Source organism: Streptomyces niveiscabiei (genome assembly GCF_033794345.1).
GTDB classification, from domain to species: Bacteria; Actinomycetota; Actinomycetes; order Streptomycetales; family Streptomycetaceae; genus Streptomyces; species Streptomyces niveiscabiei.
This window is the reverse complement of the sequence record NZ_JARAYJ010000010.1, coordinates 205,805-228,520: the sequence shown is the minus strand read 5'-3', so window position 1 is coordinate 228,520 and position 22,716 is coordinate 205,805. Positions and strand designations below refer to the sequence as shown.

17 protein-coding genes and 1 pseudogene are annotated in these 22,716 nt (G+C 72.7%); 13 read left to right on the top strand and 5 right to left on the bottom strand.

Annotated elements, in window-relative coordinates:
- Positions 1-70: 70 nt before the first annotated feature.
- The 4 genes and pseudogenes from glgX to PV682_RS16980 all read left to right on the top strand — a co-directional run.
- On the top strand, positions 71-2,272 hold the full coding sequence (glgX, locus tag PV682_RS16995; protein WP_407705690.1) for a glycogen debranching protein GlgX: 2,202 nt from the start codon (positions 71-73) through the stop codon (positions 2,270-2,272).
- 146 nt (positions 2,273-2,418) lie between these two features.
- Positions 2,419-3,222, top strand: coding sequence for a polysaccharide deacetylase family protein (locus PV682_RS16990; protein WP_319730568.1), 804 nt, complete (start codon positions 2,419-2,421; stop codon positions 3,220-3,222).
- The gene (locus tag PV682_RS16985) at positions 3,219-4,385 is read left to right on the top strand and encodes a YncE family protein (protein WP_319730567.1); all 1,167 of its coding nucleotides are present in this window, start codon (positions 3,219-3,221) and stop codon (positions 4,383-4,385) included. The genes PV682_RS16990 and PV682_RS16985 overlap by 4 nt, the downstream gene beginning before the upstream one ends.
- A gap of 41 nt (positions 4,386-4,426) precedes the next feature.
- Positions 4,427-4,816, top strand: a pseudogene (locus PV682_RS16980) (scabin-related ADP-ribosyltransferase); the annotation flags it as partial.
- Positions 4,817-4,826: 10 nt separating this feature from the next.
- Here PV682_RS16980 and PV682_RS16975 read toward each other — a convergent pair.
- Positions 4,827-5,462, bottom strand: a complete 636-nt coding sequence (locus PV682_RS16975) for a GNAT family N-acetyltransferase (protein ID WP_319730562.1) — start codon at positions 5,460-5,462, stop codon at positions 4,827-4,829.
- A 61-nt stretch (positions 5,463-5,523) separates the two neighbouring features.
- Here PV682_RS16975 and PV682_RS16970 point away from each other — a divergent pair, with 61 nt between their 5' ends.
- Both PV682_RS16970 and PV682_RS16965 read left to right on the top strand, forming a co-directional pair.
- Positions 5,524-6,435, top strand: coding sequence for a helix-turn-helix domain-containing protein (locus PV682_RS16970; RefSeq protein WP_319730560.1), 912 nt, complete (start codon positions 5,524-5,526; stop codon positions 6,433-6,435).
- Between the two features lie 48 nt (positions 6,436-6,483).
- Positions 6,484-6,696 carry an EF-hand domain-containing protein gene (locus tag PV682_RS16965; RefSeq protein ID WP_010350019.1) on the top strand — a complete coding sequence of 71 codons (213 nt, stop codon included), beginning with the start codon at positions 6,484-6,486 and terminating at the stop codon, positions 6,694-6,696.
- Positions 6,697-6,733: 37 nt separating this feature from the next.
- Here PV682_RS16965 and PV682_RS16960 read toward each other — a convergent pair whose 3' ends face one another.
- The gene (locus tag PV682_RS16960; protein WP_319730556.1) at positions 6,734-7,534 is read right to left on the bottom strand and encodes an ABC transporter ATP-binding protein; all 801 of its coding nucleotides are present in this window, start codon (positions 7,532-7,534) and stop codon (positions 6,734-6,736) included.
- 52 nt (positions 7,535-7,586) lie between these two features.
- Here PV682_RS16960 and PV682_RS16955 point away from each other — a divergent pair, with 52 nt between their 5' ends.
- The 6 genes from PV682_RS16955 (at position 7,587) to PV682_RS16930 (ending at position 17,042) form a co-directional block, all read left to right on the top strand.
- The gene (locus PV682_RS16955) at positions 7,587-8,267 is read left to right on the top strand and encodes a FadR/GntR family transcriptional regulator (RefSeq protein WP_319730554.1); all 681 of its coding nucleotides are present in this window, start codon (positions 7,587-7,589) and stop codon (positions 8,265-8,267) included.
- A 109-nt stretch (positions 8,268-8,376) separates the two neighbouring features.
- On the top strand, positions 8,377-9,039 hold the full coding sequence (locus tag PV682_RS16950; RefSeq protein ID WP_319730552.1) for an NADPH-dependent F420 reductase: 663 nt from the start codon (positions 8,377-8,379) through the stop codon (positions 9,037-9,039).
- 199 nt (positions 9,040-9,238) lie between these two features.
- On the top strand, positions 9,239-12,244 hold the full coding sequence (locus PV682_RS16945; protein WP_319730550.1) for an AAA family ATPase: 3,006 nt from the start codon (positions 9,239-9,241) through the stop codon (positions 12,242-12,244).
- 62 nt (positions 12,245-12,306) lie between these two features.
- On the top strand, positions 12,307-12,534 hold the full coding sequence (locus PV682_RS16940) for a hypothetical protein (RefSeq protein ID WP_319730548.1): 228 nt from the start codon (positions 12,307-12,309) through the stop codon (positions 12,532-12,534).
- A 282-nt stretch (positions 12,535-12,816) separates the two neighbouring features.
- The gene (locus PV682_RS16935) at positions 12,817-13,221 is read left to right on the top strand and encodes a hypothetical protein (protein ID WP_319730546.1); all 405 of its coding nucleotides are present in this window, start codon (positions 12,817-12,819) and stop codon (positions 13,219-13,221) included.
- Entirely contained in the window at positions 13,218-17,042 is a 3,825-nt protein-coding gene (locus PV682_RS16930; protein WP_319730544.1) for an nSTAND1 domain-containing NTPase, read from the top strand. The genes PV682_RS16935 and PV682_RS16930 overlap by 4 nt, the downstream gene beginning before the upstream one ends.
- Before the next feature lie 27 nt (positions 17,043-17,069).
- Here the strand turns inward: PV682_RS16930 and PV682_RS16925 are convergent, their stop codons facing one another.
- Both PV682_RS16925 and PV682_RS16920 read right to left on the bottom strand, forming a co-directional pair.
- Positions 17,070-18,308 (bottom strand): WD40 repeat domain-containing protein, encoded by a 1,239-nt coding sequence (locus PV682_RS16925; RefSeq protein WP_319730542.1) that lies wholly within the window; start codon positions 18,306-18,308, stop codon positions 17,070-17,072.
- A complete protein-coding gene (locus tag PV682_RS16920) occupies positions 18,295-18,672 on the bottom strand; it encodes a hypothetical protein (RefSeq protein ID WP_133258282.1) in 378 nt (125 codons plus the stop codon). Before PV682_RS16920 ends, PV682_RS16925 begins: the two co-directional genes overlap by 14 nt.
- 128 nt (positions 18,673-18,800) lie before the next feature.
- Here PV682_RS16920 and PV682_RS16915 point away from each other — a divergent pair, with 128 nt between their 5' ends.
- Positions 18,801-21,101, top strand: a complete 2,301-nt coding sequence (locus PV682_RS16915; protein WP_319730539.1) for an NB-ARC domain-containing protein — start codon at positions 18,801-18,803, stop codon at positions 21,099-21,101.
- Here the strand turns inward: PV682_RS16915 and PV682_RS16910 are convergent.
- Positions 21,090-22,460 (bottom strand): hypothetical protein, encoded by a 1,371-nt coding sequence (locus PV682_RS16910; protein WP_319730537.1) that lies wholly within the window; start codon positions 22,458-22,460, stop codon positions 21,090-21,092. The genes PV682_RS16915 and PV682_RS16910 overlap by 12 nt on opposite strands.
- Positions 22,461-22,716: the final 256 nt, after the last annotated feature.

Sequence of the window (22,716 nt, the reverse complement as noted above, 5' to 3'; positions counted from 1 at the left end):
GGAGCCGCGCCACGCCGTACCCATCCGGCGGGGTGTCCCGGCGGCGGACTGGACGAAGAGGGGCCGACCGGTGTCCAGCACAGCCGAACAGGAGCCAGCCGCGCCCCTGAGCCAGGAGGCGGAGCGCCGCCCTCCGGTGCCGCCCGTCTGGCCCGGCGCCCCCGTCCCCCTCGGCGCGCGCGTGCGCACCGGCCCCGGCGGGGCGATCGGCACCAACTTCGCGCTGTGGGCGGGCGGGGCGGAGGCGGTCGACCTGTGCCTGTTCGACGACGACGGTGCCGAGACCCGGGTACGGCTCACCGAACTCACCCACGAGGTCTGGCACGGCTTCGTCCCCGGCGTGCGTCCCGGCCGCCGCTACGGATTCCGTGTACACGGCCGCTGGGACCCCTGGACCGGCGCCCGCTGGAACCCGGCGAAGCTGCTCCTCGACCCGTACGCCCGTGCCGTGGACGGCGAGTTCGGGCTGCCGCCCGAGGTGTACGGCCATGTCCGCGACTGGCCCCAGCAGCACATCGCCGACACCGTCCGCGACGACCGCGACTCAGCGCCCTTTGTCCCCAAGGGAGTTGTCGTCCAGGACGAGGACGACTGGGCCGACGACCAGCGCCCCAAGACGCCGTGGGCCGACTCGGTGATCTACGAGCTCCACGTCCGCGGCTTCACCCGGCTGCACCCCGGCATCCCGCCCGAACTCCGCGGCACGTACGCCGGGTTGGCGCACCCGGCGGCCATCGAGCACCTCGTGAAGCTCGGCGTCACGGCCGTCGAACTCCTCCCCGTCCACCAATTCGCCCACGAGGACCACCTGTTGCGGAAGGGGCTGCGCAACTACTGGGGCTACAACTCCATCGGCTACTTCGCCCCGCACGCCGCCTACGCCTCCTCGGGGACGACGGGACAGCAGGTCGGCGAGTTCAAGCGCATGGTCCGCGCGCTGCACGCGGCGGGCATCGAGGTGATCCTCGACGTCGTCTACAACCACACCGCAGAAGCAGGCGAGTTGGGGCCCACACTCTCCCTCAAGGGCATCGACAACCGCGGCTACTACCGCCTCCAGAACGACGCCCGCCGGTACGCCGACTACACCGGCTGCGGCAACACCCTGCACGTCGTCCAGCCGCACGTCCTGCGCCTCATCACCGACTCCCTGCGGTACTGGGTCACCGAAATGGGCGTCGACGGCTTCCGGTTCGACCTCGCGGCGGCGCTCGCGCGCTCCATGCACGACGTCGACATGCTCTCCCCGTTCCTCGCGGTCATCGCCCAGGACCCGGTGCTGCGGCGGGTCAAGCTCATCGCCGAGCCCTGGGACGTCGGCTCGGGCGGCTACCAGGTCGGCGCCTTCCCTCCGCTGTGGACCGAGTGGAACGACCGGTACCGGGGCGCCGTACGGGACTTCTGGCGCGGCGCGCTGCCCGACGTACGGGAGATGGGGTACCGGCTCTCCGGGTCCAGCGACCTCTACGCCTGGGGCGGGCGGCGGCCGTACGCGTCCGTCAACTTCGTGACCGCGCACGACGGTTACACGCTGCGCGACCTCGTGTCGTATGAGCGCAAGCACAACGAGGCCAACGGGGAGGGGAACCGGGACGGGAGCGACGACAACCGGTCCTGGAACTGCGGGGTCGAGGGGGAGACGGGCGACGCCGGTGTACTCGCCCTGCGCCAGCGGCAGTTGAGGAACCTCATGACGACCCTGCTGCTGTCGACCGGGGTGCCGATGCTCGTCGCCGGGGACGAGATGGGGCGGACCCAGGGGGGCAACAACAACGCCTACTGCCAGGACAACGCCACGAGTTGGGTCGACTGGGGGCTGCTGGAGGAGCCGGGGTGGCGGTCGCTGTTCGAGCTGAGTTCGCGGCTCATCGCACTGAGACATCGTCATCCCGTGCTGCGGCGACGGGCGTTCTTCTCCGGGCGGGCCCATTCCGCCGACGGGATACGGGACTTGGCGTGGTTCACCGCACGGGGGGAGGAGATGATCGACGGCGACTGGTACGCGCCGGCCGCCACGCTCGGGATGTACCTGTCCGGCCGGGACATCCCCGGGCGGGACGAGCGGGGGGAGCCGGTCGTCGACGACAGCTTCTTCGCCGTGCTGCACGCGGGGGAGACGGCGGTGGGGTTCACCCTGCCCGGGGTGCCGTGGGCCGAGCGGTACGAGGTGGTGGTGGACACCGCGCAGGAGTCGGAGGGGGCCGTGCACGAGGCCGGGACGGAGGTGACGATCCCGGGGCGAACCGTGCTGCTGCTGAAGGTGCGCTCGTGAGTCGAGGGATGTTCGTGGGATCGCCCGACAGGATGACCATGTGTTCGTCGCGCCATCGGTGAGGAGGCGCCCCGCGCCCGGTGACCTTCTCGCCTCCTCGCCCCCGGGCGGGTGAATCACCCCTTTTGGCGCCTTCAGCCCCTTAAATGGGCCAGGTGACTACGACCGACCGTCGTGCCGCGCTGCGGGCGGGTGCTGGGCTTGTTGCCGGGGGCGTGTTCGTCGCCGCGTGTTCCGGGCGGGGTGATCCGGGCCGTGCCGAGCCGTCAGGGCCCGTGCCCGGTGCCAGCCCGTCGCGCGCGCCGGCCCGCCCTCTTGCCGACGTACCCACGCCCCGCGCGTTCCCGCGCGAGCCGGCGCAGATCGCGACCGGGCCGCGTACCCGCTCACAGGTCGCGCTGACCTTTCACGGCGCCGGTGATCCGGCGATCGCCAGGTCGGTGCTCGGGGAGGCCGAGCGGGCCGGGGCCCGGGTGACCGTTCTGGCTGTGGGGGCCTGGCTGGACGAGTTTCCCGGGATGGCCCGGCGGGTGCTTGATGGTGGGCATGACCTGGGGAATCACACGCAGCGGCACCTCGGGATCAACGACATGTCCGAGGCGGAGGCGCGCGCGGAGATCGGCGCGTGTGCCGAGCGGATCAAGCGGCTGACCGGCGGGATCGGGAACTGGTTCCGGCCGTCGCGGGCCGCGCGCGCGTCGCCGCTGGTCGTGCGGCTCGCGCGGGAGGCCGGGTACCCGCACGTCCTGTCGTACGACGTCGACTCGCTCGACTTCACCTCCCCCGGCGCCGGCCAGGTCGCCCGGACGGTCCTCGACGAGGTCCGCGCGGGCTCCGTCGTGAGCCTGCACTTCGGCTACCGCGACACGGTCGCCGCCCTCCCCGTCGTCCTCGAAGAACTCGGCCGCCGCGGGCTGCGCGCGGTCACCACCACGGAGCTGCTCAGTTGAAGAGTCGTCCTGCGTTCGCCGCCCTCGTCCTCGCCGCGGCGCTCGCCGCCTGCGGCACCCAGAGCGGGGAGCAGAAGACCACCGAGGCCACGAAGGCCGCCGTCCCGGCGCCGGTGAAGAAGACGGTGCCCCAGGGCCTGCCCGGCATGCCGCCGGTGCTCGACCCGAAGGACGTGTACGCCGCCGACCGCCCGAACCGCCTCTCGCCGGTCGTGAAGGACTTCCCGTCCCGCGTGTACGTCCCGAACACCGAGTCGGACACGGTCAGTGTCATCGACCCGAAGACGTACGAGATCGTCGACACCCTGCACGTCGGGCGCCAGCCCCAACACGTCGTCCCGTCCTGGGACTTGAAGACCCTGTGGGTCAACAACAACCGGGGCCACACCCTCACGCCGATCGACCCGCGAACCGGCAAGGCGGGCAAGCCCGTCGAGGTGCACGACCCGTACAACCTGTACTTCACGCCGAACGGGAAGTACGCGGTCGTGATGGCGTCCCTGGACCGCGAGCTGGTGTTCCGGGACCCGCACACGATGAAGCGGGTCAAGACCGTGCCGGTCACCTGCTACGGCGTCAACCACGCCGACTTCTCGCTCGACGGCCGCTATTTCGTGGTGAGTTGCGAGTTCAGCGGCGAACTCCTGAAGGTCGACACGGAGAAGATGGAGGTCGTCGGCCAGCAGAAGCTCCCGTTCGACGGCGCGATGCCGCAGGACGTGAAGATCTCGCCCGACGGGAAGCGCTTCTACATCGCCGACATGATGGCCGACGGCATGTGGATCGTCGACGGAAAGACCTTCGGCAAACCGGAGTTCCTGCCCACCGGCAAGGGCTGCCACGGCCTCTACGTCAGCCGCGACTCCCGCGAGATGTACGTCTCCAACCGGGGCGAGGGCACCATCTCCATCTTCGACTTCACGCAGAACAAGCTGACCAAGAAGTGGCACCTCCCGCAGGGCGGCAGCCCCGACATGGGCGGCGTCTCGGCGGACGGCAAAGTCCTCTGGCTGTCCGGGCGTTACGACGCGGAGGTGTACGCGATCGACACCGCCACCGGCAAGCAGCTCGCCCGGATCAAGGTCGGCTCCGGCCCGCACGGACTCGCGGTCTACCCCCAGCCGGGCCGCTACTCGCTGGGCCACACCGGCATCTTCCGCTGAACGCGGGCTGACTTGCGGTCAGTTGACTCGCCGCCGTACGGGTGAAGATCCCCGCCCGGCAGCCGCCCGCCCGGCAGGCTGCCCCGCACGATCACCACTTCCGTACGGCGGCGCACCGCGGCCGTCGTCCTGTGCCTGACCGCCGTCTTCGCCACCTCGGCCGCATCACCCCCAACCCGGTCTGGCGCACCACCTGCGGCACCCTCTACCGCAGCGACAGCCGCACCCCCGACAAGATCTTCCCCTTCGGGTTCTTCCCCAAGGACGTCGAGAACGGCCAGTACGACGTCGAGAAGTACGTCCTGGTCAACCAGCCCTCCCCGTACGTCTCCACGAGCTACGACCACGACCTGTACAAGACCTGGTACAAGTCCGGCTGGAACTACTACATCGACGCCCCCGGCGGCATCGACGTCAACAAGACGACGGGGCGTTGAGAGTTCATGGGGCCCTGAGCATCAACAGCTCTGACCCCACCGGCACATAGCCCGCCGCCTGGAACGCCCGCAGACTCCGGGCGTTCCCCGGCGCGACCTGCGCCCACACCGGTTCCCCGGCCAAGTGCCGTGCGGCGGACACCAGCTGGCGCCCGAGACCCCGGCCGCGTACGGCTTCGTCGACCTCCACGGACACTTCGAGCCGTCCGCCGATCCCGCGTCCGAGGACCAGGACACCGCCGTCCGCCCGCCAGGCCCGTACGTCGTCGCGGCGTTCGAGCGCGTACGTCACCCGGGGGTGCCCGGGGTCGGTGATCTCCCGCAGCGGCAACGGGAGTTCACCCCCGCGCGGCTGGGCCACCAGCATCGCGTCCACCGTCTCGGCGGTACGGCCCGTGTGCTCCAACAGGGCGTGCAGGAACGCCGGATGGGTCGGCGCGGAGTACGGATCGCAGTGGGTGCGGGCCAGTCGGGCGTACACCCAGTCGGGGTCTTCGTCGAGGAAGACCACCGCGTGCGCGGTGAAGTTGAGGACGCCCGCGTCGCGTCGTGACAGCTGGGGGACCACCGTCGTACGGCCGTCCGGCGGGGGGAAGACGCCGCGCGCCGCGCCGTCGAGAATGTCCCGCAAGGTCTCCACCGCACACCTCCTGAACGAACCGCTTGAGTCTCCACCCACTGGAAGGCCCAGACTCCGACACATGATCGACCACGGTACGGGGCTGTTCACCATCGGCGAGCTGGCCCGCTCCAGCGGACTGTCCGTCCGCACCGTCCGCTACTGGTCCGACGAGGGCGTCCTCGACCCCGTCGGCCGCTCGGCGGGCGGCTACCGGCTGTACGACGCCGAGGGCGCCGCCCGGCTGGAGCTGATCCGCACCCTGCGCGAACTCGGGCTCGGGCTCGACGCCGTGCGCGAGGTGCTGGCCGGGGAGCGGACCGTCGCCGAGGTGGCCGCGACGCACGTCGCCGCCATCGACGTACAGATCAGGTCCCTGAAGGTGATCCGGGCCGTGTTGTCGAGCGTCGCACGACGGGGTTCCACGACGGAGGAGATGAAGCTCATGCACCGGCTGGCGAAGCTGTCCGCGGCCGAACGGCAGCGGATCATGGAGGAGTTCGTGGCGGAGACGCTGCACGGGCTGCCGGGGGTCGACCCCGACATCCAGGAGCGGATGCGGCGTACGGCCGTCGAGCTGTCCGACGATCCGACACCCGAACAGGTCGACGCCTGGGTCGAGTTGGCGGAGATGCTGGAGGATCCGGAGTTCCGGGCGCAGATGCGGCGGGCCGTCGAGTTCAACGCGGCCGACCGGACGGGGAGTTCGCCCTCCGGGGAGGCGGTGTGGTTCGCCAAGCGGCTCGTCGAGCTGGTCGCTCCGCTGCGGGAGCGGGGGGTCGCGCCGGACTCCGCCGAGGCCGGGGCGGTGCTGCGGGACCTGTTCGGGGACGCCGACCTCTCCGGTGTGCTGGACCGGATGACGGCCGGGTTCAACGAGCGCGTCGCCCGGTACCGGGAGCTGCTCGCCGTCGTGCAGCGGCAGCCCGCGCCGCCGCACGCGGAGGACTTCGCGTGGGTGGTCGCGGCGCTGCGGGCGGTCGCGGGCAGTTAGTCTGACCTGCGTCAGCAGCACCGCAAGCAGTGGATAAGGGGCGGATCGGTGGCCAACATCGAAGAAGCGCGCAAGGAATTCGACCGGATCGACACGGACGGTGACGGCGAGATCACCGCGGCCGAGTTCAAGACCGCCCTCGCGCAGGGTGGCGACTGGAACGTCACCGAGGCCGTCGCCGAGTCCATCATCAAGAGCCGGGACCTCGACGGGGACAAGAAGCTGTCGTTCGACGAGTTCTGGGCGCACCTGAGCAAGTAGTCGCCCCCTTGGGTGCCCTCCTTCCGAGAGGGCCGGTTCATCGCCCCGGCCGTTGGATGCGTACGCTCCAGCGGCCGTCGGCGTGCCGGTCCAGGCTCAGGGGCAGGTCGAAGCACTTGCCGAGCAGGTCGGGGGTGAGGGTCTCCCGGGCCGGGCCCTGGGCCAGTGCCCGGCCGTCCCGCAGCAGCAGGGCGTGCGTGGTGTGGGGCGGGAGCTCCTCCAGGTGGTGCGTGACCAGGACCGTCGCCAACTCGGGGTGGTTCGCCGCGAGTTCTCCCAGCGCGCCGATCAACTGCTCCCTGCCGGGGAGGTCCAGGCCCGTCGCCGGTTCGTCCAGCAGCAGGAGGCGGGGCGCCGGCATCAGGGCCCGTGCGATCAGTGTGCGGCCCCGCTGACCCTGCGAAAGTGTGGGCCAGCGGGCCTCCTTGAGAGACCCCAGGCCCAGGGTCCCCATCAACTCCTCCGCCCTGTCCCGCTGTTCGGGGGTCGGCCGCCAACGCGGGAGCGGGGCGACCGAGTTGGTGACGCCGGTCAGGACGACCTCCCGGGTCGTCAGGGGGAGGTGCAGGGGGTGGCGGGGGTCCACGTGTCCCACGTACGACCTCAAGTCCCGTACGTCCACCCGGCCCAGGCGGTTTCCCAGGACGTCCACCGTTCCGCTCGTCGGGTGCACGCGGGCGCCCAGCAGGCCCAACAGCGTCGACTTTCCCGCCCCGTTGGCTCCCAGGAGCGCCCAGTGTTCGCCCGTACGGACCCGGAGCGTGATCTCCTGGAGGATCGCCCGGCCGTCTCGTACGACGTGGGTGTCTGCCGCGTGCAGGACGAGGGTGTCGGACATGCCGGTACGCTAGTCACTCCTCAGGTCCTCAGACAAGTCGGTGGAGTCGGTCATGCCGCTGGGTCCCGTTCGCCCCAGTCCCCTCGTCGAGCAGGCGACCGAGCGGTTGCGGGAGCGGATCGTCGCCGGGGAGTGGGCCGTGGGGGCGCGGCTGCCGGGGGAGACGTCCCTCGCCGCCGCGCTGGGGGTGGGGCGGTCCACCGTGCGCGAGGCCCTTCGGGGGCTCGCGGGGGAAGGGTTCGTGCGGGCTCGGCAGGGGGCCGGGGTGTTCGTCGTCTCCGCCGAGCCGGCGGGGGAGGAGTGGGCCTCCCGGTTGCGGAAGGCCGCGGTCCGGGATGTGTACGAGGTGCGGATGGCCGTCGAGACGCATGCGGCCCGGCTGGCCGCCGAGCGGCGTACGGAGGGTGACCTGGTGGTGATCGAGGGGGCGCTTGCCGCTCGGCGGGCCGCCGCCTCCGGGGACGACCGGGCGTTCGTCGAGGCGGACATCGCGTTTCACGCGGCTGTGGTGGCCGCTGCGCACAATCCGGTGCTGGTGGGGTTGTTCGGTGATTTTGTGCCGGTTCTGCGGGAGGGGCTGGTGGAGTTGCTGGCGTTGACCCGGGTGCGGGAAGGGGATGCGGGGGTGGGGGATCTGGCGCATGAGGCGTTGGTGCGGGCTGTTCGGGCGGGGGACGGGGCGGGGGCGGCGGAGATTGTGCGGGGGGAGTTGGGGGATCCGTTCGGGGGGTGAGTGGTTGGGCGGGGGTGGCCGGGTGGGGGGGGTGCGTGCGCCGGAATAAGGGGGTGGGGGGTCTGGTTGGGGGGTGATGTATGCGTGTGCATCCAATGGAGGTTCGGTCATGAAGGTCGGGATCATCGGGGCGGGCAACATCGGTGGGAACCTCACGCGGCGGCTCGCCGCGTTGGGGCATGAGGTGTCTGTGGCGAACTCCCGGGGGCCGGAGACCTTGGGGGATCTCGCCGCCGAGACCGGGGCGACGGCCGTCGCCGTGGGGGACGCGGCCAAGGGGGCCGAGGTCGTTGTCGTGACCATTCCGCTCAAAGCGATCCCCGGGCTGCCGGACGATGTGCTCGCCGGGGCGGCCGAGGGGGCTGTCGTCGTCGACACCAACAACTACTACCCGCGCGAGCGGGACGGGCGGATCGGGGAGATCGAGGACACCGGGATCACGGAGAGCCGGTGGGTGGCGAATCACCTCGGGCACGATGTGGTGAAGGTGTTCAACGGTACGTACGCCCAGGACATCCTGGACCGGCACCGGCCTGCGGGGGACCCCGAGCGGATCGCCGTGCCCGTCGCCGGGGACGACCCGGCCGCCAAGGCGAAGGTGCGGGCGCTGGTCGAGGAGCTGGGGTTCGACACGGTCGACGCGGGGACGATCGACGAGTCGTGGCGGCAGCAGCCGGCTACGCCGGTGTATGGGCTGCGGGGGGACGCGGACGCGGTGCGGAAGGCGCTGGGGGAGGCTTCGGCGGAGCGGACTGAGGAGTTTCGGGGGTAGGGCGGGAGTGAGGGGGAGCGGGGGTGGGAGTGGTGCAGGGGTAGTACGGGGGTAGTACCCGGGTACGCCTCGGGGGTGGCCCGTATGGCCTCGGCATCCCTCCCCGTCCGCCCCCTCCGTCTCCCGCCCGTCGCGAGTCTGTTCCGGGCGTTCCTGTCCGGCCATACTGGGCGTCCTCCGGCGGGGAAGGGGCGGCTCCGTGACGGCCAGTGGTGACCTTTTCGTACCGAATCCCTCTCCGCTCGCCGGCCGTGGCGTCGAATTCGGTGTGCTGCGGGAGGCCTGGCGGCGGACGGTGCGGCTGCGGCCCGCCGTCGTGGTCGTCGAAGGGGCGCCGGGGATCGGGAAGTCGGCGCTCGTGGGCGCGTTCCTGAAGGAGGCCGCGCCGCCGGTCGTCGCGCGGTCCTACGGGGACGAGGCGTGGGAGCGGCGGCCCTGGGAGGTGCTGCGGCAGATCGTGCGGGAACTGCCGGGCGCGCGGGGCGGGAAGTTGACCGAGGAGGCCGATCCCGCGCTGGTCGCCCGGGCGCTCGCGGAGGACCTGGGGCGGGTGGGGCGGCCGGTGGTCGTCGTGGTCGACGACGCGCACTGGGGGGACCGGGCGTCGATGACAGCCCTTCGGCTCGCCGCCCGGTCCCTGCGCAGCGAACCCGTACTGTTCCTGCTGGCGTACGTGCCGGTCGACGCGGCGGTGACGCAGGGCCGTTCGTGGGGCCGCGCGCACGAGGGGCTCCACGAGGGATGGCGGCGGTTGATCGAGTCCGGCGAGGGGGCCGTCGTACGGCTGGAGGGGCTCTCGGCGGACGCGCTGCTGCGGCTCGCGCCGTCCTGGGGGCAGCCTCGGCTGTCCCCGTCCGGAGCAGCCCACTTGCACGAGCTGACCGGCGGAAACCCGTTGCACGCACGGCAGTTGCTCCAACAGGTCGCTCCCCACACGCTCGCGTACGGACAGGGCCCACTCCCCGCGCACCGCTCGATGCCGCTGACACTCATCTCCCGGTTGGGCTCCTGCGCGCCCGGGACGCGGGACCTTGTGGCGGCGGGGGCGGTGCTGGGCCGGCGGTTTCCGCTGGCACAGGCACGGGAGTTGGCGGGGTTGCGGGCGGGGGACGGGTACGGGGGTGAGGTGACCGGCGGGGTGGAGCCGGCCGGAGCGCCGGGCGCCGCGGGGCCGGTCGGAGTGGGCGGCGGCGTCGGGTCGGTCGGAGCGGGTGGCGGTGGCGCGGGCGTGCCCGGCGTGGTCGGGGGCGGCGCGCGAGCCGGGGCCGGGGATGTGGGTGAGGCGCTCGACGAGGCCGTACGCGCAGGGCTGTTGGTGGAGGTGCCCGGCACCGGAGGGCGTACGCTCGCGTTCCCCAACGGGGTGATCGGCGACTACGTCTACAGCGACATGAGCCCGGGGCGCCGCCGCCGACTGCACCGTGCCGCCGCCGAGTTCGGGGGACCGGACGCACTGTGGCACCGGATCGCCGCGGACCAGGGCCAGAACGAGGACGTCGCGCTCGCCGCCGAGCAGGAGGCGCGACGCCAACTCTCCCTCGGCAACCTCAGGTTGGCCGCGGTGTACGCCGGACACGCCCTCGAACTCACCCCGCCGGGACCGCATGTCCGCGCCCGCCTCCTCACCGCCGTGGAGGCACTCCTGGTGAGCGGCGACGCGTCCACCGCGCGGCGCTACGAAGGGGAGTTGACGTCGCTGGCACCGGGCCCGTGGGTGGACTACGTGACCGGATACCTGGTGTTGCTGGGCGGGCGGATCGCGGAGGCGCGGGGGTTGTTCCGCCGGGCGTTGGAAGGGGTGCGGGCGGACCGCGAAAGGGGAACAACTCCCGGGGAGAAGAGCCCACTTCACGACCACGGGACCCCCTCGACGCTTCCCGTCACCCCCTCGACGACGCCCGCCGACCTGGAAGCCCGCATCGCCACCCAACTGGCCATCATCGGCGTGGTCCAACTCGACTACCAGGACATGGTGTTCTACGGCGAGGCCGCGGTGGCCGCCCCCACGAGGGAACCCTGGGTGAGGGCGTTCGCCTGGTTCGCCAAGACGGTGGGCACCGCCCTCGCGGGGGACGCCGGGAAGGCGTTGAGGGAGCTGGGCGCGGTGCACCTCCCGGGCGCCCCCGCCGGTCTGGACGGGCTGGTGGCGCGCGGCATGATCCGGCTCTGGACGGACGACCTGGACGGCGCCCACGCGGACCTCGGCAGCGCGGTCGAGCGGGCGACGCGCGGCGAGGCGCTGCGGATCGGGCAGGGCCTCGGGTTCCTCGGGGAGGCCGAGTACCGCAGGGGCAACCTCGCGGAGGCGGTCCGGCTGACCGCGTCGGCGATCGGGGACGCGGCGGAGAACGGCCGCGTCTGGGACTACCCCCTGCTGCACGCCCTGGCCTGTTACCCCCTTGCCGCACAGGGCAGTTGGGAGGAGGCGGCGGGGCACGCGAGGGAGGCCACCGACTGGTCCCAGCTCCTCGCGAGCCCGATGAGCTTCGCGTTCGCGGCGGGCGCCCGCGCGGCCATCGCCCAGGCCGCCGAGGACCACGAGGGTTTCCTGGACGCGGCCGAGGCGATCGAGACCCACTACTCGTCCAGGGAACCCGGCGCCCACCTCTTCGGCCCGGTCCGCGCGGACGCCCTCTCCCGACTGGGCCGCACGGCCGAAGCCGCCCACGCACTCGCCGAGTTCGCCGCGCGGACCCGCGCGGTGTACCGAGTCTCCGCCCACCTCGCCACGGCCCGGGTCCGCGCCCAGATCAGCGAGGCCGAGGGCGAACCGGCCGCCGCCCTCGCCTCCTGCGAGGAGGCTCTCACCCTGGCGAAGGAAGCGGGCCTGCCCCTGGAGGGCGCCCGCGTACTGCTCGTGACGGCACGTCAATTATCGGCCCTGGGCCGGGGGCTGGCGGCGGAGGCGGCGTTGCGCGAGGCCCTGCACACCTTCACCGACTCCGGCGCCCACGCCTACGAGGCCCAGACCCGGCGCCTGGCAGCCGACTTGGGCCTGAGCCTCACCGGCCCCGTCTCCGCCCTCGCCGCCCTCACCCCGCGCGAGCGCGAAGCCGTACGCCTCATGCGCACCGGCCTCTCCAACCAGGGCATCGCCCGCCGCCTCGGTGTCGCGGAGAAGACCGTGGAGACCCATCTCCAGCACGCCTACGACAAGTTGCGCCTGAACCGGGAGCAACTCAGGGCGCTGAAGCTGGACGACTGAGGGGCGCGCCGCCGGTCTCTCGGGGGCTCCTCCCGACGCGCGGCCCGAACTCCCGTCCTACCGTGGCGAGTCCGCCCACGGCGAAGGAGTCCGACGTGCTGATCCTGATCGAACTGCGCAGGTCGCCCGAGGGCCACCTGGAGGGGACGGTGAAGACCGGTCCCGAGGACCGGGGACACTCCTTCCACGGCGTCGTGTCCCTGGTCGACGCCCTGGAGGCCCACCTGGACGACCCGCAGGGGCTGCGCTTCTCGGGAGGTACGGACACAGAACCAGGGGGCGACCCCTGAGGACACCGCGAACACCCCGCCGTACGGTGTGGACGCGGACCCGGGGAGCCGGATGCGGGGCCCGCGTACAGGGGAAACGGGCGCGAGCGGCGCCCAGGGCCGGCCGGGGGAGAGCCGTGAGAACGGCATCAGGGGACTCCGTCCGGTCGGCCCGCGCACACCGAACGGTCACGTCACGTCCGAAGCGCACCAGATGTGTTCAACCGCGCGCGGACGGCACGGACCGGTGCGAGAACAGTCCGCACAGGACCCATCGGCATCGCGTTTACGGGGGCGTACCCAATGGACACCGAACTGGCCACTCTCGCGGCGAGCGCCGCGAACGCGCTCGTGGGCGCCCTCACCACGGAGACCTGGGAGCGCGCCCGGCTCCTCCTCGCCCGCCTGCGCCGCACGCCCGACACCGAGCGCCTGCCCCTCGAACTCGCCCGCGACCGCGCCCTGTTGCTCGCCGACCCGGCGGACGAGGCGAACCGCTCCGACCTCACGGCGGCCTGGCGGCTGAGGTTCAGAAGAATCGTCGAGGACGACCCGGACGCGGCCCGCGCGCTCCTCGACCTGGTCGCCGAACTGGCCCCGCACACGGCCCCGCGGACAGGCCATGTCCTCAACGCCGAGTCCCACGACCGCTCCCGCATCTACCAGTCCGCCGGCGACCTGAACATCGGCCGGACACCCGCGCCATGACGGAGCGTCAAGAAGCGGTCGCCCTCACACTCACCGCGTGGGCGACCGGCGACAGCCGGGTCCTCCAGGCCGCGGGCGACATCGTCGTCCATCACTACGGCGACGGCACGACCGCCTACGACGACTCCCCGTCCGCCGTGACCGAGTGCCCCTACCCCGGACTGAAGGCGTTCGACCGGGAGTCGGCGTGCTGGTTCTTCGGACGGGCGAAGCTGGTCGCGGAGTTGGGGGCGACCCTCAAGCGGTGCCTCGATGAGGGGACGCCCGCCGCGGTCGTCGCTCCCTCGGGCGCCGGCAAGTCCTCCCTGCTGCGGGCCGGTCTCCTCCCGAAGCTGACGAAGGGCAAGTTGCTGCCGGGCTCCCAGTGCTGGCCCCAACTCCTGCTGAAACCGACGGAGGACCCCGTCGGGCAGCTCGCCGAAGCCGCCGCCCGCCTGACGGGCACCGAACCCGCCCGCGTGCGGGCCGCGTTGGACAACGGACCCGCCACGTTCCGCGAGTTGATCCGCACGAGCCTCCAACTCCCGCCCGGAGCACGGGTCGTCATCGTCGTCGACCAGCTGGAGGAGCTCTTCACGCAGTGCCGCGACGAATCAGCCCGCACCCGCTTCGTCGACGCCCTCGCCGCCCTCACCCCCCTCGCCCTGGTCGTCTACGGCCTGCGCGCCGACCGCTACGGCGACTGCGCCCCCTACCCGCACCTGCGGGCCGCCCTGCGCAACGACGTGATCGTCGGCGCGATGAGCGACGACGAGGTCCGCGCGGCCATCGAGGGCCCCGTGTGCAAGGTGAAGGGCCTCTCGATCGATCCGGAGCTCGCCGACGTCATCGTCCGCGACCTGCGCGCGGGCGCGCCCCAGCGCGACGCCTACCCGCCCGGCCGCCTCCCCTTCCTCTCCCAAGCCCTGCACTCCACTTGGCAGCAGCGCACCGGCGACCGGCTGACCGTCGCCGCGTACCGGGCGGCGGGCGGCATCGACGACGCCGTCAACGCGGCGGCCGATCGCGTGTACGAGAATCTGACGGATGCTCAGAAAGACGTGGCGCGCGGCCTGTTTACCGGACTCGTCCGGGTCGACGAACGCGGCGCGACCACCTTCCGCCGCCGTACCCGCCGAGAACTCCTCCAGGAGGCCCGCGACCCCGCCCAAGTCCCGCCCGTCGTCGACGCGTTCACCGAGGCCCGGCTCCTCACCCAGGGCGGTGGCCGACACCGCGAGGGGACCGTCGAGATCACGCACGAGGCACTGCTGCGGGGCTGGACGACACTCGGCACGTGGATCGCCCCCGACAGCAGGACCAGCCTGGTCCGCCAGGAGGTCTGGGAGGCCGCCGTCCGCTGGCACGACGGCGAACACCGCGACAAGGACGCCCTGTTCAGGGGCGCACAGCTCGACCACGCCCGGTCCTGGCTGGCCGTCGCCGACCCCGCCGACGTCACCCCGCTCGCCGCCGCGTTCCTGCACGCCTCCGGCGCCCAGGAGCGCCGTACCCGGCGACTGCGGCGAGGTGCCGTCGCCGTCGTCTCCGCGCTCGCCCTCATCGCCTCCGCCCTCGCCGTCTACGCCCTCGACCGGCGCCGCGAGGCCGTCGAACAGCGCGACGAGGCGATCTTCAACCGGGTCACCGCCGAGGCCGACCGGCTGCGCGGCACCGACAGCGCGCTCGCCGCCCAACTCGACCTCGCCGCCTACGACATGAGGCCCACCGACACCCTCCGCACCCACCTCCTCGCCGAGTCGGGCGCGATCCTCCCGCAGACCCTGCCCGCCCGCTTCGGCCTCGTCCACACGGTCGCCTTCGGCCCCGGAGGACACCTGATGACGGCCGCCTCCGCACCCACCGACACCCTCGGCCGACTGCGCCTGTGGAACGTCCCCCGCACCACCGCACCCACTCCGCTCACCGGCGACATCCGCGCCGGCACCACGGCCGGCGGCATCCAGCCCCTCGTCTACGACAAGCGCAACAACCTGATCGTATGGGGCAGTTCGGACGGACTGATCCGCGTCCTCGACGTCTCCGACCCGGCCCGCCCGCAACCCCTGTCCGCACCCGTACGGGTCTCCCGGCTGGGCACGGTCGGCAGCCTCGCGCTCAGCGCCGACGGCCGCACCCTCGCCGTCGCCGTCACCACCACGGGCACGGCCGCACCCGGCGTCTCCGCCGCGATGACCGGCGAGGTCGAACTGTGGAGCCTCGCCGACCCGCGCGCCCCGCGCCGACTGAGCCGCGCCCTGAGCACGAGCGGCCAGGGCATCGGCAGCGTCGCCCTCACCCCCGACGGCAAGGTCCTCGTGGCGGGCGGCGGTACCGCCCAAGGAGGCCAGGGCGCCGCCCTGTTGAAGCTCTGGGACGTCTCCGACCCCACCCGCCCGCAGCCGCTGCCCGACCCGAAGGGCGGCCACTCCTTCGTCGTCAACCAGGTCGCGATCAGCCCTGACGGCCACACCCTCGCCACCGCCTCCAGCGACTATCGCGTCCTGCTCTGGAACCTCGCCGACCCCCGCCACCCCACCACCGTCAACCAGCTCATGCTCAACTCGGTGGTGAACTCCGTGGCGTTCAGCCCCGACGGCCAACTCCTCGCCACCGGCGACACATCGGGCGGCGTCAACCTCTGGAACGTCCGCGCCCCGGCCCGCGCCCGCGTCATCACCCCCACCCTGCGCGGCCATTCGGGCATGGCCGGCGCCCTCGCCTTCGGCCCCGACAGCCGTACGGTCGTCAGCGGCGGCGCCGACGGACTCGTCCGCGTCTGGCGCCTGCCACCGGCGCTCGTGATCGGCGACGAGGCGCTGGCGCTCGCCGTGACGCCCGACGGACGCCGCATCGCCGTCGCCACGGGCAACCGCGTCACCCTCTGGGACGTCTCCGCGCCCGGCCGGCTCGCGCGCCTCGGCGAACTCCCGGTGCTGACCGGCTCGGTGAACGCGCTCGCGTTCCGCCCCGGCCCCCAACAGATCCTCGCCACCGGGGAGTTCACCGGCGCCGTCCGGCTGTGGGACGTCACCTCGCCCGCCCGCCCCACCCCGCTCGGCCCCGCACTGACCGGCGGGGGTGACCCGGTGTCGGCACTCGCCTTCGCCTCCGACGGCACCACCCTGACGGCCGGCTACCTGGAGGTCCGCAACCGGTACGCGGGCGGCCTGCGTGCCTGGAACACCACGGACCCCGCGCGGCCCACGGCACTTGGCGGCAACATCGGTGGAATCACCTTGCCCGTCCGGGCGTTGGCGGCCGACCCGGCCAACGGCAAGGTGTACTCGGGGGACATGATCGGCCTGCTGCGCTCCTGGCGGACCGGGCACGGCAAGGCCCCGGTGATGACCGGATACGCCCTCAACGCGCAGATCGTCTTCGCGATCACCCTCAGCCGCGACGGCAGTCTCCTCGCAACAGCGGGCGGAGACAGCCGACTTCACCTCTGGGACGTCTCCGGAACCGGCGCCCCGCGCAAGACCGGCGGCCCCCTCACCGCCGGGGCGGTCCTCAACTCCGCCGACTTCTCACCCGACGGCCGCCTCCTCGCCAGCGGCGACGCGGGCGGCGAGATCCGCCTCTGGAACACCGCCGACCCCGCCCGCCCCGCCCTCTACGGCACTCCCGTCCCCGGCCACGTCGGCTCCGTCTCCGGCCTGCGCTTCCTTCCCGGCGGCGCGCTCGTCAGCACCGGCAACGACGGCACCGTACGCCTCTGGCAGACCGACGTCCCCCGCGCGCGAGCACAGATCTGCGCGGCGACGCGTTCGGCCCTGACGGAGGAGACATGGCGCAAGCACGTCTCGGCGGACCTGCCGTACGAACCGCCTTGCGGCTGAGCGGCTTCGCCCTCGAACCGTTCCGGTTCAGCGCCGCCACAACGACACGGCCCCGTCCGGGCCCGCCGTCGCGACGAGGTGCGGATCCGGGCCGAACGCGATGGCCCTGGCCGGGAGTTGCACCGGATTGCCGAGGTGGCGCGGCCGGTCCGGGTGGGTGATGTCCCACAGGCGTACGACGTCGTCCCTGCCGATCACCGCGAGGAGGGCGGCGTCGGCGCTGAACGCGAGGGCGCGGGGCAGGCGGGCGCCGGTGTTCAACTGGCGTCCCTTCGGGGTGGGTTCGTAGTTGCGGGTGAGGTCCCACAGCTGGACGTTCCCCAAGTCGTCGGCGATAGCCAGGGTGTTGCCGTCCGGGGAGAACTGCGCGGCGTGCGCGGCCTGCGAGAAACTCGCCGTCGTCTGGAACCCCTCACGGGCGGAGCCGTTCGTCGCGGCCTCCCGCAGGACGGTCAGGTTCCGCGAGCGCCGTACGACGATGTCGAGGCTCTCGGTCCGCTTGCGCAGCGCCTTCACGCCGCGTACGTCCGGGGTGAATTCGAGCCAGGGCAGCACACCCACCCCGGTGTCCCACGTGAGCAACTGCTCGTCGGAGGCCGCCAGCACCGTCCGCCGGTCCGAGTCGACCCCCAGAGCCGATGCCGGTCCGGCGTCCGGCATCCGCGAGAGGTACACCATCCTCGGCCGCCCGGCGTCCGCCACGTCCCACGCCTCGACCCCGCCCGCCCCGACCACCATCAGCCGGTTCCTGTCCGCCGGCGAGAACACCAGGGCTCCCGCGCCGACTTGGGGACGCAGCTCACCGGCCACCCGCCACCGCACATCCGCAACCGTCCCGCCCGGCGGCGCCGCCTCCCGCCACGGCGTGGGCAGCACACCCTGCGCGGCGGCACTGGCCAGACAGGTGAGGACGAGCGCGAACGTGGTGAGGAGACCGGGGAACCACTGAGGATGCGCCCGCGACACCGGGGGGACACGCGGGGGCATCGGCCGCAGGGCGAGCGCGAGAGCGAGGCGGGCTGTGAAGTCACGGGCGTACGGGGCGGGTTGACGACCGGCGGCGCGGGGCGCGCCGGGCGCGGGTGACCGACGGGCGCCGTACGGGGCGAGACGCAGGCCGGCGTATCCCTCGTCCCGCGCGACGAGTTGATGTTCGGCGTATCCCCCGTCCTGCGCGGCGAGTTGACGTTCGGCGCGCGGCCCGCCGTACATGTCCGCCGCCAGCGCCCGCACCCACCTTCCCGACTCGCTGTCATAGCGCGGCACTTGACCTCCCGCTCTCGGCGCTCTCGCGGGCTGCGGGTACGGCGGGGTCGGCCGCCGGGGGTGCGTCGTACAGCGGGATCGCCTGGAACAGCCGGGCGACCACCAGGGGTGTCGCGACGCCCGCCATCAACGCGGCCGTCTCGTCGGTGAGATACCCCGCCGCCCCGAGCGCCGCCGCGAGCCCAAGACCCGCGAACAGCCGCAGCGCGACCGCCACCAGCATCACCGGCCGGTCGGCCCTGCTGTGCCACGGCCACCGCCACTTCCGGCGCGGGCCGACCGGTCGCATGGACGCGGAGAGATTCAGCGCTTCCGCGACACCGCTTCCCAGCAGTCCCCAGAGCGCGGCTTGCAAGCCTGTCACGAGAGAAACGGTAGCGGAGTGTGTGTAAATCATGGCACTCAGTGAGGAAAACGCCATCTTCTGCCTTGCTGCCGCAGGTCAGGAAGTTGTGGATACGATTTCTGCAACGGCGAGTTGGGGAGACCTGCGTGTCACTGTTGATAGGGATGGCGACCTCGGCCGTCACCACGGTCGCGTCGGGTGCCTTGTCCGGCGCGGGCGGCGAGGCCGGGCGCCGCATCTCCGAGCGGCTCTACGGGCTGCTGAGCCGCGCCCGCCCCGGGGAGGCCGCCACCCTTCCCGTCACCGAGGCCGAATGCGCCGACGCCGCCCGGGACTTGGACGAACTCTCCCGCAGATCGGGGGAGTTGGCCGAAGAGGTCGGCGCATGGCTGCGCGAGGCGACCCGGTTCGCGCAGCGCACGACCCCGACTGTCGTGGCCCGCCCACGGATGCTGCCGCCGTCGACCTCCGTCTTCACGGACCGCGAGGACGTCGTGGAGTGGATCGAGACGCTGCCCGGCGAAGGCGACGGCCCGTTCGTGGGAGTGCTCACCGGACCCGGCGGCATCGGAAAGACCGCCGTGGCCGTCCGGGGCGGCATCCGGCTGCGCGAACGCTTCCCCGACGGCGACCTGTTCGTCGACCTCGCCGGAGACTCCGCCGCCACCGCCCTCACCCCCTCCGACGTCCTCGCCCGCTTCCTCGAAGCCCTCGGCGTGGCACCCGACCGGGTCCCCGGCGACGAGGCCCGCCAACGCGACCTCTACCGCACGCTCACCGCCGACCGCCGCCTCCTCGTCGTCCTCGACAACGCGCACGACGACGCCCAGGTCATGCCCCTCGTCCCGGCCTCGCCCACATCGCTGACCCTCGTCACGAGCCGCCACCGGCTCGCCCGCCTGACCGCCCACTACGGCGCCCGCCCCCGCACCGTCGGCCCCCTCGCGACCGAGGACGCCATGCTCCTGCTGGCGCGTACGGTGGGAAGAGCCGCCCCGGAGACGGCGGTTCGGGCCGTCGCCGAGGCCACCGGCGGGTACCCGCTCGCGGTGTGCACGACCGGCGCCGGGCTCGCCGAACGCGCACACCTGAGCTGGGAACGGGTGGCCCGTGAACTCCGGCGGACACAGGAGGACACCTCTCCGATGACCCACGACCCCGTACGTCTCGCCCTCGACGTCTCCTACGGCGAACTCCCGCCCGACACCGCCGCGTTCTACCGCGCGCTCGGCGCCGGAGCCTGGCCGGTGATCACCCTTCGGATCGCCGCCGCTGCCGTCGGAGTCACGGAGGACAGGGCACGCGAACAGCTCGAACACCTCGCCCAGGTGCACCTGTTGGAGGAGATCGAGGAGGAGCGGTACCGCTTCCACGACGCCACCCGGGCCCACGCGAGGGAGTTGGCCCACACCGAGGACGGTCTCGGGCGAACGGCCGCCGCCGTACGGCGCGTTGGCGTCGCGCTGCTGAAATCGACCGCGATCCAGGATCACCGGGTGATGCCGCTGCGGTGGAGGCTCGGGCCCGCCTATCGCGGGCTCCGCGCCCAATCGCCGGACGGCAAGAAGGCGTTGGAGGAGCTGAGCCGGGAGCGGGAGAACGTCGCGGCCGTGATCCGGGCCGCCGCGCACCATGGATTCGACGACCTCGTCTGGCAGTTGTGCGAGGCGACGTGGAGTCTGCACCTGCGGCTCGGGTTCCATGCGCAGTGGATCGACACACACCTGCTCGGCGTCGAGGCCGCGCGGCGGCAGGCCGAGGAGTTCGGGGACCCCCGCGCGGTGGGCCGCATGAGCGTCCAACTCGCCTTCGCCTACATGGGAGTCGGGCGGGCCGACGACGCCGCGCGGGAACTTGCCGACGCCGTCGCCGCCGACCGGGCCTGCGGGCACCATCGCGGTGAGGCCAGCGCGATCGAGGCCGCCGGGCTGCTCCAACTCCGGCTGTGGAACTGGCGGGAGGCCGCCCAGCGCTTCCAGGAGGCGCGAGCCGTCTGGGCGCGTGTCGCCGACGGGGACGACGGGTCCGACGACAAGGAGCGCGCCATCGCCCTCCTCGACCTGCACACCGGGCGGGCCGAGACCGGCGCGGGCGACGTCTCCGCCGCCCTCGCCCGGCTCAACGGCGCGCTCGTGGGCTTCCGTTCACTCGGCGACGTCCACAACGAAGGACGCGTCTACACCTGCCTCGGCGAACTCCACCGGAACGCCGGGGACCTCGAACAGGCCCTCGTCTGCCTCGACCAGGCCGTCCGGATCATGGAGTCCGAGGGGGCCCGGCCGCAGCACGCCGACGCCGTCGAACTGCGGGCCGACGTGTATCGGCGCGCCGGACGGGAGGCCGAGGAGGCGGCGGATCTGCGGGTTGCGCGGGAGTGGTACGAAGAGAACGGGGACGCGGCCGGGGCCGGGCGAGTTCGCGAGCGGCTCGCTGAACTAACCGTGTGAGGCGTCGAGTTGAGGGGTGACGCGCACGCGGTGTGCCTGCGCTCCAGTCCACACCGTCAACTCGTCCGGCACAGACTCCGGTTGCTCCTCGCCGGTCAGCCAGGCGTACAGCGCCGACGCGTACGCCGCCGGATCGCACAGGTCCGCCCTGCCGTCCGGCTCCGGTGCGGCGGCCAGCCGTACGACCCTGCCGTCCCGCGTCCCCACGACACACCGGTCCGGGCCGTCGACGTACACCGCCAGGCCGCAGTACGGGTACCTCGCGAGCGCATCCGCCGTCCATGCGGCGGGCGGGCCCACGCGGGGGTCGTTCCCGGGCGCGCGGCGTACGACGATGTCGGCGAGCGCCAGGCGGCCCGTCTCGCGGGTCTCCTCGTCGACGACCGTGTGGGCGGCGTCGGAGTCGGTGCGCGGGTCGGGGGAGTCGCCGGTGACGGCGTGGCGGGTGACCTCGATCGCGGGTGGGGTGGAGTTGTCGCGGCAGCGCGTGAACACGCGTACCGGGGCGGTGAGTCGGGCGGGGGTGTACGGCGGGAGGGGGAGGGGGGTCAGGAGGGCCGGGTGGGTTTCCGGTTCGGGGATGCCCAACAGGTCGTAGAAGAGGCGCCGGAGAAGCGTCGCCGACTCGCCCGGCGATGAACTCGTCTGCTCCGCGAGGTCCTTGTAGCGGGCCGGGTCGTGTGTGCTGATCGTCCGGTCGATCTGGGCGCGGAGGCTGCCCCGCCGGGTCAGGTGCGGGGCCGTTCGGCCGAGGGCGGCCACCGGGGAGTCCGGGGCCAAGTCCTGCTGGGGGAAGGCGCCGAGGAGTACGGGGACGCCGATCGACGCCGCGTAGTAGGTGACGCTGGAGTGGTCGCCCAGTACGCAGTCCGCCGCGATCAGGGCCTGCCGCCAGCCTTCGAGGGGGTCCACGGTGTCCAGGCCGGCCCGCTGGGCGCCGTCCAGCCAGGCTCGTACCTGGCCGGGGCCGTGACCGTGCCAGATGTTGGGGTGCAGCACCGCTGTCGTGCGGTACTCGTCGGCGGGGAGCTCCGCCGGGAGCCGGGACAGGAGCCAGGGCAGGAGGTCGTCCTCGTCCCGCGCGTCGCCGCCGAAGAGGGACCTCGGGGCCCAGGTCGAGCTGACGACGACCAGCTTCTGACCGCGCGCGACGCCCAACGCCCGGCGGAACCGCTCCCGTTGGGGGAGCGCGGCGAGGATGCGGTCGTAGCAGGGGTCCCCCGCGAGAACCGCCGTCTCAGCCGCTGCGGGCACCGACTCCCCGAGCCTGGCGAGCTGTTCGGGGTGGGACAGGACGGTCGCGGCGGCGAGAGGGGTGCCGTCGGGGCGGAGCAGCCAGTCGGGGGAGAGGCCGAACACGGGGGCGGGGGTGGGTGGTTGAGGCGTTGAGGCGTTGAGGCGTTGAGGCGTTGAGGCGTTGAGGCGTTGAGGCGTTGAGGCGTTGAGGCGTTGAGGCGTTGAGGCGTTGCCAGCCTCTTATTATATCCGACCCCGTGTGACAATACGGCCAACTTCCCCCGAATTTCCCCGATTTCACCCCCGTAGCTGGCCGAGACGGCCAGATCGAACCCGGCCTCCTTCGCCTGCTCCCAAGGCACCACCGGCACCCCCACCC

Bases quoted from the DNA above. Each gene is read 5' to 3' on its own strand.
- PV682_RS16990 (WP_319730568.1), top strand. From the start codon at position 2,419: ATGGGCCAGGTGACTACGACCGACCGTCGTGCCGCGCTGCGGGCGGGT.
- PV682_RS16970 (WP_319730560.1), top strand. From the start codon at position 5,524: ATGATCGACCACGGTACGGGGCTGTTCACCATCGGCGAGCTGGCCCGC.
- PV682_RS16960 (WP_319730556.1), bottom strand. From the start codon at position 7,534: ATGTCCGACACCCTCGTCCTGCACGCGGCAGACACCCACGTCGTACGA.
- PV682_RS16955 (WP_319730554.1), top strand. From the start codon at position 7,587: ATGCCGCTGGGTCCCGTTCGCCCCAGTCCCCTCGTCGAGCAGGCGACC.
- PV682_RS16950 (WP_319730552.1), top strand. From the start codon at position 8,377: ATGAAGGTCGGGATCATCGGGGCGGGCAACATCGGTGGGAACCTCACG.
- PV682_RS16935 (WP_319730546.1), top strand. From the start codon at position 12,817: ATGGACACCGAACTGGCCACTCTCGCGGCGAGCGCCGCGAACGCGCTC.
- PV682_RS16930 (WP_319730544.1), top strand. From the start codon at position 13,218: ATGACGGAGCGTCAAGAAGCGGTCGCCCTCACACTCACCGCGTGGGCG.